Below are 14,959 nucleotides of genomic sequence, written 5' to 3'. Positions count from 1 at the left end.
GCTTTCATGATACGAAAGCACCCTTGATTTTGGTATCACAATAAAGATAGAAAAAAGACGATTCCATTCCAAGACAGATGAACGAGAGTTGAGCTCAAACAGTCTGTTTGCCCTCTCACCACACCAAGTGTGAGACCTAAACTCCCATAAAGCACCCAAGTGAATAGACTAGAGGGGTGGTGGGCTAAGGCAAAGAGGAAACTCGTTAACAAAACTTGAACCACTGGTTGAGACAAGACTTCCCACAACACTTCACGGTAAAAGACTTCTTCCACGACACTAGCATTAAGGAGAAAAAGAATAAAGGACAGAACAGGAATCTGGTTTTGAACAGTCACTAACGTTTCTTGGTTTGGTTCGCTTCCTGAAAATAGAGCACTCATAATAAGAGCAATACTTACCATGACACCAAGACTACCAAGTAACCAAATTCCTCTCTCCTTCAAGGATAGGTTTCTTTTCGGTATCTTAAGCCTTTTCCAGCTCCACAATAGCAGGGCTAGAAACGTCACTTGTAAAACTGTTAACCATGCCCCGTTTAGCCAACCAACTAGGTACACACTCACTAGGAGTACATTGACATGAATGGCTCCGTACATGACTACTAAACGTTTCATCTCTACCTCCTAAACAAATCTTCATAGTCAATCTCTAAGACGGTCACTATCGTCTCCACCCATTTGACTTGTGGCATGAGACGATGAGATTTGTAGTGACGAAAGGTTTGGTAGAGGCGCTTAAACTCACTAGGATAAACATATTGCCCCTTAAACATCTGTCGAGCAAGGTCAGCCCATGACAGTCCTTTTTCCATAACGATAATTTCCAAATTTTCCCAAAAACGATCGTTCATAACTCCTCCTTATGTCACCAGGTCCTTAAAAAGATGTTCACGAAAGGAAACCACTTTTTGACTTCTCGGAAGAAACGTTCTCGCTTCTTCTAAACTCATATCGGGATACACGTTGTCCTCACAAACCACAATTGGGAGACGAAGATTCTGGTCAGGTTTCCGTAGAACCAACTTCACTAACTCACTCAATTTCATCTCTCTATGACCTTTAAACCGGTGTAGCGAGGGGGATAAGAGCGTAAAACAATCACTGCTTTTGGTAAACAAGCCCAATAAGTCTTCACGTGACAGGTTACTTACTTCTTTACTGGAGTAGGAAATACCATGTGAGTCACAAAAAGACAGGAGTTTTTGATTCCGACTGGTATTTCGACTTAAATAGATTTCTAACATCGCTTCCTCCTACACAGATAGCTCCTTCTCTAATGATTGAGTTGGTGGGGTAAACACTTTACTCATATCGATGGGTGACCGACCTTCACCGAAGCACTTCACTGTTATTAATGTGGTGACGACATCATTCTTATCATTCCAAGAATAGCCTTGCCCATATGCCCTAAAGGCGAGATCGTTATCATCCGTTAGATAAGTATCAACACCATTTTTGATGTCTTGGGTTTCAATAAACTCAAAAATACGGTGTAAGTTGGACTCATAAGCTAACGGATAATTCATTTCTTTGTGGTAGTCATCTTCAAAAGTAACATCAATATCACAATCATAATTGGGTAAAGAAGCAATCATCTCCGAAAATCTCTCCACTTCTGCTTGATGTATGGCTTCTTCTAGATCCGTGCAGTTCCTAATACTTTTACTATGTAATAATTTCATGTTTTTCTTCCTCTTCAATCTTTCTAAATTCTCTAGCAATGGCCTCGATAACGGTGACGGTCACGCTATTGCCTACCTGTTTATATAACTGACTTTTACTTGAAACACTTTCTGCCCTCTCAAAAGCCCAGTCAGGAAATCCTTGTAACCTAAAACACTCTCTTGGGGTTAGGCGTCTGATTCTCAAACGATACAGTTTTCCATCTAGGATTATTCCAGTCACTTCATACCACTTGTCCTTACGGTACTCCAAAGCCGCAACAACCACTCCCATATTGTCAGAAGTGGTCAAAGTATTTGAAATCCCCTTTCCCACTCGACCTCTACGTTTGGTAGACTCTGGGTAAGCAAGGTTGATAGAATCTCCCACTATTGCCTTGGCATAGCCTAGTTTGGTCGCTTCCCTAATTTTCAAATGTGGCGCTTCTTCACGACAAAGAATCTTAGGAACTTTATCCCCTCCTTGCATCGTGGTCAGTGTTGGAGAAAGCCCTGAAAGGTCATAAACTCGTCCAGTTTGGATAAAAGAAGTTGGTAAAGTTCCTGCGACAACTACACCATGTCGATCTTGGCTAGTTAAAGTAAACATCGGATCATTGTTCCCCTTAAAGCGTCTCCCATGTTGGCATTTTTCTAGCCTATCAGGGGTTAAAACTGGAATGGCAATTTCAGTTCCCTCGCCTTTTCCTCTGGTTAAGGTTGGTGCTAGCCCACGTGGTAAATAGACTTCTCCATTCATTCCTTTGCCTGACGGATTAACATTACCTAATCGTTCAAGACTAGCTGAGCTGTTTTCTCCTCTGAGAGGAAATAGGAATCGGGGACGGTATCTTCTAGAATGTCCGATAATAAAAATTCTTTCACGGTTTTGCGGCACTTGGAAATCTTTACTGTTAAGCACCTGCCATTCGACATCATACCCCAACTCATCCAATGTGGCGAGGATTGTTCGAAATGTCTCTCCCTTGTCGTGACTGAGTAAGCCCTTGACATTTTCGAGGAATAAAAAACGTGGTTGGATCTGTTTGGCCGCTCGAGCAATCTCAAAGAACAAAGTTCCTCTAGTATCCTCAAATCCCAATCGTCTGCCTGCGAGTGAAAATGCCTGGCAAGGGAATCCCCCACAGATGATGTCCACTTGCCCTCTAAGTTGTCTAAAGTCCTGATCTGTGACTTGTCTAATATCATGAAATTCTATTTCTCCTTTGGTCTCATAGATGGCCTTGTAAGATTTCCTCGCAAACTTGTCAATCTCACAAAAGCCAATACACTCATGGCCCTGACGGGTTAACCCCAGTCGAAAGCCTCCAATTCCTGCAAACAAATCTAAAAACTTCATGTCTCTCATTCCTTTCTGACAAAACTAAAAAGGACCTTACTTCTTGCGTAACGTCCTTTCTTAACAATGCTCTTCCATTTCTGGGGCAGTGATAAGTTCAAAAATAAACCAAATCATTCCTAATCCCCAAATACCTAATAATATCCACCAAAACATCTTACTCACCCCCTTTTAGTTCTTTTAAGCGTTGGACCTTGGTCCATTCGGATAAGACGCCATTAAAGACGTATTCCGCTATCGTTTCTGCCCTGTCCGCAAACCTCATATTCTCTAAAGAGTACTTATAACGATGATCAAAATAGATCATGGCATAATCACTAGCAGCCTGTGAAAGACCAACTTGTCTCAACTGGTCATGAACCAAACCCCAAATGTAATCTTTGTCGTATCTTGTGACTCGGTCTACTTTACGTTGAAAATTGTCATTGTCACTTTTCTTACTTGTTAGACTTTCTTTCTCCTCCTCGTCCTCAATGACTGACTCACTCCCTTTAGTTTCACTCATATCAGTCTCACTAACTTCAGTCTCACTAGTGGCTGAATTTAAGACTGGCCCCGGCTGATTTTGATACCCCCCTAGTGTTTTTTGAACACTACCCCCGTCTGAATTTGAGACTGGGGTAGGTTCATGTTCCAACTCCCCTAAGTAAATCTTATTAGCCATTCGTCCTTTTTCACTGGAAGACTGTTGGACTTCATCTATCAAGCCATACTCTCGTAAGGTTTTCTTAATCGTTAGCAATTTTGACTTAGAACAACCAAGAAGTGTCATGAGTTTTGAGTTGGAATAAACCAAATAAATAGCCCCATCCTCATCTATCCACCCTCTACTCAAAGATAACTCCAAACGGTCTTTTAAGACAGCATAGGCTACCTTAACTTCAAGTTTCATGTCCTTATATCGGTCACTCTCAAACAAAAGTTTTGGGAGCTTATAGTAACGCTCTGATGTTTGGTAGTGATTTGCGGTGATACGTTTCATGATTGTCCCTCCAACTCTAATAAACCAACATTTCCTAACTCATCAAATTGAATGAGTCCTTTCTCCTCCATTTCAGCAACTATCCGCTTCGCTTTATTGATATCGATTCTCATGATAGCCATGAGATGACACATCACAATTTGTCGTGATGACTGTTCATTCTTTTGCATGATTTTCCTCCTGAAACTAAAAAAAGCGAGAACACTTATTAAAATGTTCTCGCTGAACTATTATATTTTATGACGTATCTATTTTTTATCTACGCAGTCGACATTCAAACAGACGTTCACATCAATGTACTTTTTTTGCACCTTTTTTATGTCAAAATCACTCTTTTCAATAAAGACAAAATGCTTGAAAAAGTGCTTAAAATAAAGGATTTTTACCCTTTGCTTCGTTGTAGCAACACTACGCACTCCACGTGATGTGTAATTGGGAACAAATCAACAAAATAATTTTTTTCTATAAGAAAGAATAATTGCAACTTCATACATCTCTCAGTCATAAGATAAACTGATATATTTTCCAGCTATATTACAATCTAATCTTTTTAATTCATTAACTAAATACAAATATTCTCCATGTAAGCATTCATCTAAATTAGGAAAATCATTTTCTTTGGTATTGATAATAACTTCAAGTTGATTAGTTAATTCTCTGATTGAAAAACTATAATCTAAAGTTTCTTCTTCATATGAGTCCTTAAGTTCTATATATCTTTCATAATCACCATTATTTTTAATACCAAGAGTTAACATTTCTTCTAACTCATAATATAAATCTTCACTAAACATAAGTTCCCTCCTCTGTATTTGTCATTAGTTTACCGCAACAAATATAGAATGTCAGCTAGAAACAAAACACCCCCACAAAAATTTGTGGGGGTGTTTGTGGGGAAATTTCAATTGAAATTATCCCTTCTTAATCACCTTGACATTAGCGAAAAGGCTTTAAAACTCGGCTTTCAGCCTTAAACAATCAATAATTGATTATTTAAGAGTAACTGAAGCACCAGCTTCTTCCAATTTAGCTTTGATTTCTTCAGCTTCAGCAGCAGCAACACCTTCTTTAAGGATTGATGGTGCACCGTCAACAAGAGCTTTCGCTTCTTTAAGGCCTTCGCCTGTGATTTCACGAACAACTTTGATAACGCCAACTTTTTTGTCGCCAGCAGCAGTCAATTCGATATCGAATGAATCTTTAGCAGCGCCAGCATCAGCAGCACCAGCAGCAGCAACTGCAACAGGAGCAGCCGCAGTTACACCAAATTCTTCTTCGATAGCTTTTACAAGGTCGTTAAGCTCAAGGATTGTAGCTTCTTTAATTTCAGCAATAATGTTTTCAATGTTCAATGCCATTGTTATTTCCTCCAATTTAGGTTTTAAAATATAATTTGTAGCTTTAAGCTGCTACGAGCTGACGCATTAAGCAGCGTCTTCTTTGTTTTCTGCAACAGCTTTGACAGCGTATGCAACGTTGCGAACTGGTGCTTGAAGTACAGAAAGCAACATAGAAAGCATGCCTTCGCGGTTTGGCAATGTTGCAAGTGCTTCGATTTCTTCTTTAGAAGAAACTTTACCTTCAACAGCTCCACCTTTGATTTCAAGTGCTTCAGCAGTTTTCGCAAAATCGTAGATAATTTTCGCTGGGGCAACTGCATCGTTAGAGAATGCAACTGCTGATGGTCCTACGAACAATTCTTCAAGTCCATTTAAGCCAGCTTGAACAGCAGCACGACGCAAGATTGAGTTTTTGATTACTTTGTACTCAACTTCTTCACCACGCAAGTTACGACGAAGAACTGTATCTTGTTCAACTGTCAAACCACGTGCGTCTACAACAACGATAGATGTTGCAGCTTTCATTTGCTCGGCAACTGCGTCTACTAATTCCGCTTTTTTAGCGATGATAGCTTCACTCATTTCTTTACCTCCGTAATTATTTTGGTTGGATACGAAAAAAATCGCATCCAAACCTAGACACGAAAGTACAAATACGTTCTTAAAAAGTTACGTTTTGTGCCTCGGTAGGATTTTTATGAGTCTAGCTCCCCTACTGTCTTAGGTCAGTTTTTTCAAACCTTTAATAGAATACCACTTCTCTCAGGGTTTGTCAACGATTTTTATCTTATTTTTAAAAAAAGTTGGAATAAGTTTATTCCAACTAGATCATATCCAAAATTGTATTCCAAGCTTGCTCAAATCCGTGTCTAGTTTCAGATGAGAAAATAATAAAAGAGTCTGTTGAGTCAAACTGCAATTTCTTTTTAATAGCTGCTTCGTGCTTGTTCCATTTTCCACGAGGAATTTTGTCCGCCTTAGTAGCCACTACAATGACTGGAATTTCATAGTACTTAAGAAATTCATACATTTGAACATCTTCAGCTGAAGGATCATGACGAAGGTCCACTAAACTGACAACAGCTCGAAGGTTATCGCGATTGGTCAGGTATTCTTCAATCATTTTTCCCCACTTAGCCCGTTCTGTTTTAGAAACTTTAGCGTAGCCATAACCTGGTACGTCGACAAAACGAAGTTTGTCATCAATGTTGTAGAAATTCAATTGTTGTGTTTTACCAGGTTTACTCGATGTTCGCGCTAAATTTTTACGCCCTAAAAGAGTATTGATGAAGCTAGATTTTCCGACATTTGATCGCCCAGCTAAAGCAATTTCGGGCATATCATCATCAGGATACTGAGCCTTTGAAACTGCGCTCAAAACAATGGAGGCATTATTGGTATTGATTTCCATACTATCCCCTTTCTTGTTTTAAGCCGTCTCTAACAGTGGCTTTTCTTTGCCAGCGACAGCATCTTTGGTAATTCGAACGCGTTTGATATCCTCTTGCCCTGGCACTTCAAACATAACATCCAACATGGTCTCTTCGATAATGGAGCGAAGCCCACGAGCACCTGTTTTTCGTTCGATGGCTTTTTTCGCAATTTCTAGAAGAGCTTCCTCGTCAAATTCCAACTCAACATCATCATAGGAGAGCAAGGTTTGGTATTGTTTTACTAAGGCATTGCGAGGCTCTGTTAAAATACGCACTAGATCGGCTTCTGTCAATTGGTTCAAAGCTGCAAAGACTGGTAAACGACCAATCAATTCAGGTATGATTCCAAATTTTTGGATATCATCTGAAATAATCTGTTGCATATAGGAATCTTCTTCCTTGATAGCCTTATTATTGTGGCCAAAACCGATGATTTTTTCACCAAGTCGCTGTTTAACAATTTCTTCAATCCCATCAAAGGCTCCGCCTACAATGAAGAGAATATTTTTTGTATCAATTTGAATCATCTCTTGCTGTGGGTGTTTGCGACCGCCTTGTGGTGGAACACTGGCTACTGTTCCTTCGATAATTTTTAGAAGCGCTTGTTGGACACCTTCTCCTGAAACATCCCGCGTAATGGAGACATTTTCTCCTTTTTTGGCAATCTTATCAATCTCATCGACATAGATGATACCACGTTCGGCACGGTCAATGTTAAAATCAGCAGCTTGCAACAATTTCAACAAGATATTCTCAACATCTTCCCCCACATACCCAGCTTCTGTCAAAGCTGTCGCATCTGCAATGGCAAAAGGGACATTGAGACTTTTAGCTAATGTTTGGGCTAAAAAGGTCTTACCTGATCCTGTCGGGCCAATCATAAGGATATTGGACTTTTGCAAATCAACATCGTCCTCACCACGGGTATCTTGAAAGTTAATCCGTTTGTAATGGTTGTATACTGCTACTGCTAAGGCCCGTTTTGCACGATCTTGTCCAATGACATAATGATTCAAAATATTTAATAGCTCTTGCGGTTTAGGGGTATCGGCTAAGTCCGTCAAGACTTCTTCTGCCAATTCCTCACGAATAATCTCTTGTGCTAGTTCTACACATTCATCACAAATAAAAACGTTATTTCCTGCAATGATTTTTTTAACTTCTTCTTGATTCTTGCCACAAAATGAGCAATAAACCAATTCTTTTTGATTTCTTCCAGGCATTTCCTTACCTCGTTCTCCTCATACTCTTAAAATAAAAATCCATAAAATGCATGAATACTATTGACCAAATTGGTAAAAGCATTCAGCAAAAAAAGGATAGCTAAACCATAGCGTTTCTTATGGAAGGCTTGGGTAGCACTAATAATACAGATTCCACACAAAAAAGCTGTAAATAGACCGAATAAACTTTTTTCCACTTTTAGTTCTCTTTCTTTTCAAATATACGTACTGTAAAAGCAGCTTCATTTTCTGAATCTTTATCATGGAAAACCGCTTCTTTTTCTTCCCAGTTGCTCCAGTTAAACTCAGATGGGAAATAGGTGTCGCCATCATATTGCTTATGGATGTCTGTTCTAATCAATCGATCTAGGTGCGACTCAAATAGTTGAAATAATTGTTTGCCCCCAATGACAAAAAGATGCTTATCTTGTTGGGCATACCAGCTTAAGATTTCTTCTACACTATTAAAAACCAATACACGATCATGATCAACAGTATAAGAGGTATCTCGTGTTAGGACCAGGGATAAGCGATTTGGTAACGCGCGTTTTCCCATACCATCAAAGGTGATGCGACCCATAAGAATATTGTGACCTACTGTTGTTTTTTTGAAATGTTGCAATTCAGCAGGAAGGTGCCAAGGGAGAATATGATTTTTCCCAATCACTGCATTTTCATCCTGTGCCCATATACCAATGATTTTTTTTGTCATATTCTTTGCATCTCCTTCATTTCATTTTATCAAATAATCAATAAAAATGCACTTGCTAGGTATCTAGCAAGTACGTGTTTAAATTGCTAAGTCAAATGTTAATTGTGGCTTAACAGGTGTATAATCGACTAATTCAAAGTCTTCTGGTTTCATGTCGAAGAAATTGGTACCGTCTGGAACATTTAAAACCAAACGTGGCTGGCAATTTGTCGGCTCCCGTCTCAACAATTCTTCCGCATTGTCAAACTGATTGTCGTAAATGTGAAGGTTATTGATAAAATAGAAGAATTTTCCAACCTTCCAACCAAAATGTTTGGCAACCATCATCTGTAAGGCTACATATTGCATGGCATTGATATGGTGCGCCACCAACATATCATTTGAACGTTGGGTCAAGGTTGCATCTAGGTAAATATCGTCTCCAACTTTACGGACATCAAACATAGTCTGAAAGGCACATGGCAAGAGACCATCTGTTTTTTCAAAAGCTTCATAATCCCAAAGAGAGATAACGTTTCGTCTGTTCCATGGATTTTCTTCTAGCTGTTTGAGAAGTTTATCCATTATCGCATGTTTTTTGACGATGGCGCCATATCGTTCTCCGATAGTACCCGTTTCTCCTACTTCCCAATCGTTCCAGTATTTAACACCATATTTATCTTGTAAAACGGACAAATCATTGGTCTGGTCTTGGTAAATCCAAAAAATTTCCTTAATCGCTGATTTGATTGCAATCGGCCGCAATGTCGTAATCGGAAATTCTCCCTTACTTAAATCATAGCTTGCAAAACTACCAGTAATATATTTAGAATTAGCTGTTTGGCCATTTTTATACTTTGGACGAGCCTGTTCTGACCAGACACCTTCTTCTAAAATCGTGCGAATATTTTTCTTAAAAATTACATCTGCTTTCGTCATGGTTTCATTATACCATTGCAACAGGATTTTGTCTTAAAAGGAGTGGCCTTGAGCAAAAAAAGATTGGCAGAGCCAATCTCAATTCCTTAGTTTAATACCAATGACGCAGCCCCAATAACGCCTGCATCATTTCCTAGTGTAGCTAAAGACAAGGTCGTTGATGTCCGAATTTGTGGGAAAGAATGTTCTTCAAATACTTCTTTTACTCCTCTGAGTAAGAATTCCCCTGCTGCAGAAACACCACCTCCGATAACAATGAAGGCTGGGTTTAAAACACTAGCAATATTGGCACAGGCTGTTCCAAGGTACTCTGAAAAGTGCTTGTAGACAATCAAGGCAAGGTCATCATCGTCTTTTGCCAAATCAAAGACATCTTTTGCTGTTACATCTTGTCCATCATCAATCATTTTCTTCAATTGGGAGTCACCGGCATACTGATCAGCATACCGACGCGTTAAATTCACGATACCGGTTGCAGAAGCCACTGTTTCAAGGCAACCTTTTTTGCCACACGTACAAGCAAATGGTTGGTCAAAATCAACGGTTATATGACCTAATTCGCCACCTGCACCCGCGATACCATGAATCAGGTTTCCGCCAGCTATAACACCGCCACCAACACCTGTTCCAAGAGTCATAAAGACCACATCGGGATTGTTTTCACCAGCTCCAACCCAGCGTTCACCAAGTGCTGCTACGTTGGCATCGTTGTCAATGTAAAATGGAATTTCTAGACTACCTTCAATTTGTTCTTTGATTGGTTGAATGGTTTTCCAGTTGAGGTTATAGGCACCTACTACTGTTCCTTTTTGGCGGTCAACAACCCCTGGTGATCCCATACCGATTCCTAGGAAATCTTCTTTTGAAAGTCCATATGTCTCCAAACGGTGTTTGATGGAATCAATAATATCTGGAACAATATGGCTACCCTCATCTAAAATATTGGTTTTGATAGACCACTTTTCTTGAATTGTCCCATCTTGTGTCAAAATAGCTAATTTGACAGATGTTCCACCTAAGTCAATTCCGATAATTTTTTTTGACATGATTTACTCCTAAATAGATGATTTGTTCACATTATACCATAAATGAAAAGGATTTCATACAGATTTCATAATTTGTTGATTTTTTTGAATAGTTTGTTAGCGAAAGAAATAAAGAAATCCTAGCAACTGCAAATGCACTAATAATCTGACCATACTCAAGGCAAATACAAGAGTAAATTTATCTTCTGCTCTTACGCCATTATAAAAGAAAATACTGGATATGGAAGTAAATGAAAGCGCAAAGGCTACCATTTGAATGGGGTGGTAGCCTTTGCCGTAGAAAAAAAGACTAACGGAAACAATCAGTAAAAAAATAAGAGTCAGCGCCAGGCGGAGTTTGGACATTTTCTTGGTCTTCCAGACACTATATATCGCCGAGGCTGCTACAACAAGCACATATACTCCCATATAGAACATAATGATGTTTTTCACTGGGTTTTATTCCTCCAATTCACTCAGGTACTCATAGCGATCGTATTTGTCTAACAATTCCTCATTTTTTTGCTCCAATTCTTTTTGCAAATCGGATAAACGGGTAAAATCACTGCCACAAGTTAGCATTTCTTCTTCGATCTGGGCAATCTTTTCTTCTAGCTCCGCAATGTCTGTCTCCATACTAGCCCACTCTTGCTTTTCTTTGTAGCTCATACGTTGTTTGGTTGGTGAGTTTACTTCGACTGTTTTTTCTTCTACTTTTTTTGTACTTTCCTGATGAACTTGAGTGTCTAAGAATTTTTTTTCATCCAAGTAATCTGTGTAATTTCCGTAAAAGACTGTGACACCTGTTTCTTCAAAAGCAAGAATTTTGGTAGCCACTTTATCCAAGAAATAACGGTCATGACTGACTGTTATAACCGGTCCAGCAAACTGTTGTAAAAAGTTTTCCAGTATCGTCAAGGTAGCAATATCTAGGTCATTCGTTGGCTCATCCAAGAGTAAAACATTGGGACGCTGCAAGAGAATTTTTAAGAGAAAGAGTCGCTTCTTTTCTCCTCCGGATAGCTTTTCAATCAGGGTTCCGTGGGTATTTCTTGGGAAAAGAAACTGTTCCAACAATTCGGTAATGGAAACCATGCCAGATGTAGTCTGAGCTTCTTCTGCCACTTCTTGTAGAAAATTGATTACACGCTTTGATTCGTCTAGACCTTTGATTTGCTGAGAAAAATAACCAATGCGCACCGTTTCTCCGATACTGAGCTGTCCATCATCAACTTCAAGCTCACCTGAAATCAGGTTTAGGAGGGTTGATTTTCCCTTACCATTGTCACCAACGATTCCAATACGATCCTTATTTTGAATGAGGAGATTGAAATCTTTTAGAATTGGTTTTTCAGGGTATGAAAAAGAGACATTTTCAAATGAAATAACCTTCTTACCAATTCGACTGGTTTCAAAATTGATTTCTAATTGGCTGTCGTCAACAGTATGAGACAAATCTTTTTTTAAGTCATGGAAACGATTGATCCGTGCTTCTTGCTTGGTTGCTCGGGCTTGCGGTTGGCGACGCATCCATTCCAATTCTTTCTTGTACAGTTGTTCTTTCTTATGTCGCAGTGCAGCATCACGTTCATCTTGCTCTGCTTTTAGACGGACATAATCTTGGTAATTTCCTTGGTATTCGGTCAAACTGGCTCGGTCCAATTCAAAAATCCGCGTGGAAACATTGTCTAAAAAATAGCGATCATGGGTGACAAAGAGTACTGTTTTTTTAGAGTTTTTTAGAAATTGTTGCAACCAGTCAATGGTATCAATATCCAAATGGTTGGTCGGCTCATCCAAGAGCAACAAATCGTCATTTCCAAGCAAGGTTTGGGCCAACTGCACCCGACGACGAAGCCCGCCAGACAAATCGCCAACTAGTTGATGAAAATTGTGCAAACCTAGCTTTCCCAATACCGTCTTGACTTGACTTTCGATTTCCCAGGCGTTGAGGGCATCCATTTCTGCCATGACCTTTTCCAAACGAGATTGGTTGGTATCACTGTAATTGGATAAAAGCTTCTCGTATTCAGCGATGACCTGCATTTCACGTAAATCACTGGACAAGACAGTTTCTAAGATTGTTTTGTTGCGGTCAAAAGTTGGTTCCTGCGTTAGATAAGAAATTCGGTAGTCATTTTTTACGATAAAGGGAGAACGATCTCCGTCATAGCCGATTCTGCCTGAAAGGATATCTAATAAGGTCGTTTTTCCTGTTCCATTGACACCGATAATTCCGATTCGATCTCCTTGGTGTAAGATAAAGGAAATATCTTGAAAGACTGTCTTATCTCCGACAGACTTTGTTAAGTGCTCTACGATAAAATCGCTCATAAGAGGTTCTTCTCCTTGATAAATGAAAAAATAGCATGAGGTCGATTCTCCAGTTGATTGGTCACAATGGCTTTTTCAATTTGATTAAGAATAGTTCCCAAGTGCGGACCTGGTTTGGCATTAAATTCTTGCATTAGTATGCCACCATTCACGCATATTTCATGACGATCATGAATTTGCAACTGCATGTGAATCTTCTGAATGGCTGCTACTTCTGTTTGTAATCCCGCAGCTGCCCGTAATTCCTCTACCAGTAACAAACATGCTAAACCATACTGATAGACAAACCATTCGTCGGGCTGACCTGTCAATCGTTTTTGATAGGCAGAAACAATTCGGTCCACCATCTTTTGAAAGTCTCTGGAGGTTTTCCATTTTTTACAAAAAGCATTGGTATCTGAAACGTTTAAGAATAAAAGCAGCGCAGCCCAAGCTTGTTCTGAAGTTTGAAATTGAAAATCAGGGTTGACGGTCTCTAAGAAAGCATAGAGCTCTGCTTTTTTCCCTGAAAGGCCGGGTAAATAGTCATACGCACCTGAAGAAATCAAATCTTCTAACCCTTTTCGCCAGCCTTTTGCTAACAACAACTTATCAGATTCAATGAAAATTCGTTCAACTGATATTTTTTTCAATAGCGGTGCTAATTCCGTCATGGCTTTAAAGGTTTCATTTTCTATCGTAAAACCTAAGCTGGCCGCAAAGCGAAAGCCACGCATAATCCGAAGAGCATCTTCATTAAATCGTTCCCTAGCCACACCGACTGCGCGGAGCGTTTTATTTTGAAGATCAGCTAGGCCATTAAACTTATCAATGACTTGTGCTTGATTGTCTAAAGCAAAAGCATTTACGGTGAAGTCTCTTCGCTTTAGATCTTCTTCTAAGGAGCGCACAAAAGACACCTGACTCGGACGGCGAAAATCAACATAGACATCTTCTGTCCGAAAGGTGGTAATTTCATATTCACCTTGTTCGTGCAAGACAAGAACTGTCCCGTGTTCAATTCCAATATCAACGGTTCTAGGAAAAACAGCCTTTGTTTCTTCAGGATAAGCACTGGTTGCAATATCCACATCGTGAATAGGACGCTCCAAAATGGCATCACGAACAGAACCGCCTACAAAATAGGCTTCATAACCGGCTTCTTGTAATTTCTCTAAAATCGGCAAAGCCTCCTGAAATTCAGAAGGCAAATGAGTTAATTTCATAATAAATGTTCCAAACCATATACTAGCTGTTGGCGTTTAACAACTTCTTTGATACCTAAATTAACACCACTCATAAAGGAAATGCGGTCATAAGAATCGTGGCGAATGGTCAAACCTTCTCCCTGAGCCCCAAAAATCACTTCCTGATGGGCTACTAAACCTGGCAAACGGACACTGTGAATACGGAAACCGTCAAAGTCAGCACCACGTGCTCCTTCTAGTAGCTCCTCTTCATCTGCTGCTCCTTGTTGTAAACTGGTGCGTGTTTGCGCTACCAGTTCTGCAGTTTTGATCGCCGTTCCGCTTGGAGCATCTTTTTTCTTATCATGGTGGAGCTCAATGATTTCTAAATTAGGGAAGTATTTCGCTGCTTGAGCTGCAAATTGCATCAGTAAAATCGCACCGATTGCAAAGTTTGGCGCAATTAAGCCACCCAATTTTTTTTCAGCAGATAAAGCCATTAATTCATCGATTTCTTCTGGTGTAAAGCCAGTTGTTCCAACAACAGGAGCAAAGCCATTTTCTAGGGCAAACCGTGTATTTTCATAGGCAAATTTTGGCGTTGTGAAATCAACCCAAACATCTGCCTCAAAACCAATCAGTTCTTCCTTGGTTTTAAAAACAGGAACACCGTCAAAAGCTTCTTCTGTTGCAAATGGGTCAAGCACCGCAACAAGTTGCAGTTCCTTGTCCTCCTGGACCATCTGAACAGCTGTTGAGCCCATTTTACCCTTAAAACCTGCAATAATTACCTTTACTGTCAT

At 39.7% G+C, this 14,959-nt stretch carries 19 protein-coding genes and 1 other annotated feature; all 19 genes read right to left on the bottom strand.

Annotation, left to right across the window (positions count from 1 at the left end; genetic code table 11):
- Window positions 1-35: 35 nt before the first annotated feature.
- The 19 genes from ACVR1I_RS04590 to dapB all read right to left on the bottom strand — a co-directional run bounded on the left by ACVR1I_RS04590 (window position 36) and on the right by dapB (window position 14,959).
- On the bottom strand, window positions 36-617 hold the full coding sequence (locus tag ACVR1I_RS04590; protein WP_447442856.1) for a CPBP family intramembrane glutamic endopeptidase: 582 nt from the start codon (window positions 615-617) through the stop codon (window positions 36-38).
- A 2-nt stretch (window positions 618-619) separates the two neighbouring features.
- Entirely contained in the window at window positions 620-853 is a 234-nt protein-coding gene (locus ACVR1I_RS04585) for a hypothetical protein (protein WP_017649785.1), read from the bottom strand.
- A gap of 9 nt (window positions 854-862) precedes the next feature.
- Entirely contained in the window at window positions 863-1,246 is a 384-nt protein-coding gene (locus tag ACVR1I_RS04580) for a thioredoxin domain-containing protein (protein WP_447442855.1), read from the bottom strand.
- Window positions 1,247-1,255: 9 nt separating this feature from the next.
- Window positions 1,256-1,684, bottom strand: coding sequence for a hypothetical protein (locus tag ACVR1I_RS04575; protein ID WP_447442854.1), 429 nt, complete (start codon window positions 1,682-1,684; stop codon window positions 1,256-1,258).
- On the bottom strand, window positions 1,668-3,023 hold the full coding sequence (gene dcm / locus ACVR1I_RS04570; protein WP_447442853.1) for a DNA (cytosine-5-)-methyltransferase: 1,356 nt from the start codon (window positions 3,021-3,023) through the stop codon (window positions 1,668-1,670). Before dcm ends, ACVR1I_RS04575 begins: the two co-directional genes overlap by 17 nt.
- Before the next feature lie 157 nt (window positions 3,024-3,180).
- Window positions 3,181-4,005: a replication initiator protein A gene (locus tag ACVR1I_RS04565; protein WP_447442852.1), complete on the bottom strand. Its 825-nt coding sequence runs from the start codon at window positions 4,003-4,005 to the stop codon at window positions 3,181-3,183.
- The gene (locus ACVR1I_RS04560) at window positions 4,002-4,175 is read right to left on the bottom strand and encodes a hypothetical protein (protein ID WP_447442851.1); all 174 of its coding nucleotides are present in this window, start codon (window positions 4,173-4,175) and stop codon (window positions 4,002-4,004) included. Before ACVR1I_RS04560 ends, ACVR1I_RS04565 begins: the two co-directional genes overlap by 4 nt.
- Window positions 4,176-4,502: 327 nt before the next feature.
- A complete protein-coding gene (locus ACVR1I_RS04555) occupies window positions 4,503-4,799 on the bottom strand; it encodes a DUF5962 family protein (RefSeq protein ID WP_307122184.1) in 297 nt (98 codons plus the stop codon).
- Between the two features lie 195 nt (window positions 4,800-4,994).
- A complete protein-coding gene (rplL, locus tag ACVR1I_RS04550; protein ID WP_018167322.1) occupies window positions 4,995-5,363 on the bottom strand; it encodes a 50S ribosomal protein L7/L12 in 369 nt (122 codons plus the stop codon).
- A gap of 66 nt (window positions 5,364-5,429) precedes the next feature.
- Complete coding sequence (rplJ, locus tag ACVR1I_RS04545) at window positions 5,430-5,927, bottom strand: 50S ribosomal protein L10 (protein WP_447442850.1); 498 nt, start codon at window positions 5,925-5,927, stop codon at window positions 5,430-5,432.
- A 26-nt stretch (window positions 5,928-5,953) separates the two neighbouring features.
- Window positions 5,954-6,088, bottom strand: a sequence feature (ribosomal protein L10 leader region).
- A gap of 80 nt (window positions 6,089-6,168) precedes the next feature.
- Window positions 6,169-6,756, bottom strand: a complete 588-nt coding sequence (gene yihA, locus ACVR1I_RS04540; protein WP_447442849.1) for a ribosome biogenesis GTP-binding protein YihA/YsxC — start codon at window positions 6,754-6,756, stop codon at window positions 6,169-6,171.
- 18 nt (window positions 6,757-6,774) lie between these two features.
- The gene (gene clpX, locus ACVR1I_RS04535) at window positions 6,775-8,001 is read right to left on the bottom strand and encodes an ATP-dependent Clp protease ATP-binding subunit ClpX (protein ID WP_447442848.1); all 1,227 of its coding nucleotides are present in this window, start codon (window positions 7,999-8,001) and stop codon (window positions 6,775-6,777) included.
- A gap of 199 nt (window positions 8,002-8,200) precedes the next feature.
- Entirely contained in the window at window positions 8,201-8,713 is a 513-nt protein-coding gene (locus ACVR1I_RS04530) for a dihydrofolate reductase (protein ID WP_447442847.1), read from the bottom strand.
- Window positions 8,714-8,791: 78 nt separating this feature from the next.
- Entirely contained in the window at window positions 8,792-9,631 is an 840-nt protein-coding gene (locus tag ACVR1I_RS04525; RefSeq protein WP_447442846.1) for a thymidylate synthase, read from the bottom strand.
- 86 nt (window positions 9,632-9,717) lie between these two features.
- The gene (locus ACVR1I_RS04520) at window positions 9,718-10,677 is read right to left on the bottom strand and encodes an ROK family glucokinase (protein WP_447442845.1); all 960 of its coding nucleotides are present in this window, start codon (window positions 10,675-10,677) and stop codon (window positions 9,718-9,720) included.
- A 96-nt stretch (window positions 10,678-10,773) separates the two neighbouring features.
- On the bottom strand, window positions 10,774-11,109 hold the full coding sequence (locus ACVR1I_RS04515) for a hypothetical protein (protein WP_447442844.1): 336 nt from the start codon (window positions 11,107-11,109) through the stop codon (window positions 10,774-10,776).
- 6 nt (window positions 11,110-11,115) lie between these two features.
- Window positions 11,116-12,990 carry an ABC-F family ATP-binding cassette domain-containing protein gene (locus ACVR1I_RS04510; RefSeq protein ID WP_447442843.1) on the bottom strand — a complete coding sequence of 625 codons (1,875 nt, stop codon included), beginning with the start codon at window positions 12,988-12,990 and terminating at the stop codon, window positions 11,116-11,118.
- Window positions 12,987-14,195: a CCA tRNA nucleotidyltransferase gene (locus tag ACVR1I_RS04505; protein WP_447442842.1), complete on the bottom strand. Its 1,209-nt coding sequence runs from the start codon at window positions 14,193-14,195 to the stop codon at window positions 12,987-12,989. Before ACVR1I_RS04505 ends, ACVR1I_RS04510 begins: the two co-directional genes overlap by 4 nt.
- The gene (gene dapB, locus ACVR1I_RS04500; RefSeq protein WP_447442841.1) at window positions 14,192-14,959 is read right to left on the bottom strand and encodes a 4-hydroxy-tetrahydrodipicolinate reductase; all 768 of its coding nucleotides are present in this window, start codon (window positions 14,957-14,959) and stop codon (window positions 14,192-14,194) included. The genes ACVR1I_RS04505 and dapB overlap by 4 nt, the downstream gene beginning before the upstream one ends.

This window comes from Streptococcus cameli (assembly GCF_053207365.1).
The sequence above is the reverse complement of the archived record's forward strand: the minus strand, read 5'-3'. Positions and strand labels throughout refer to the sequence as shown.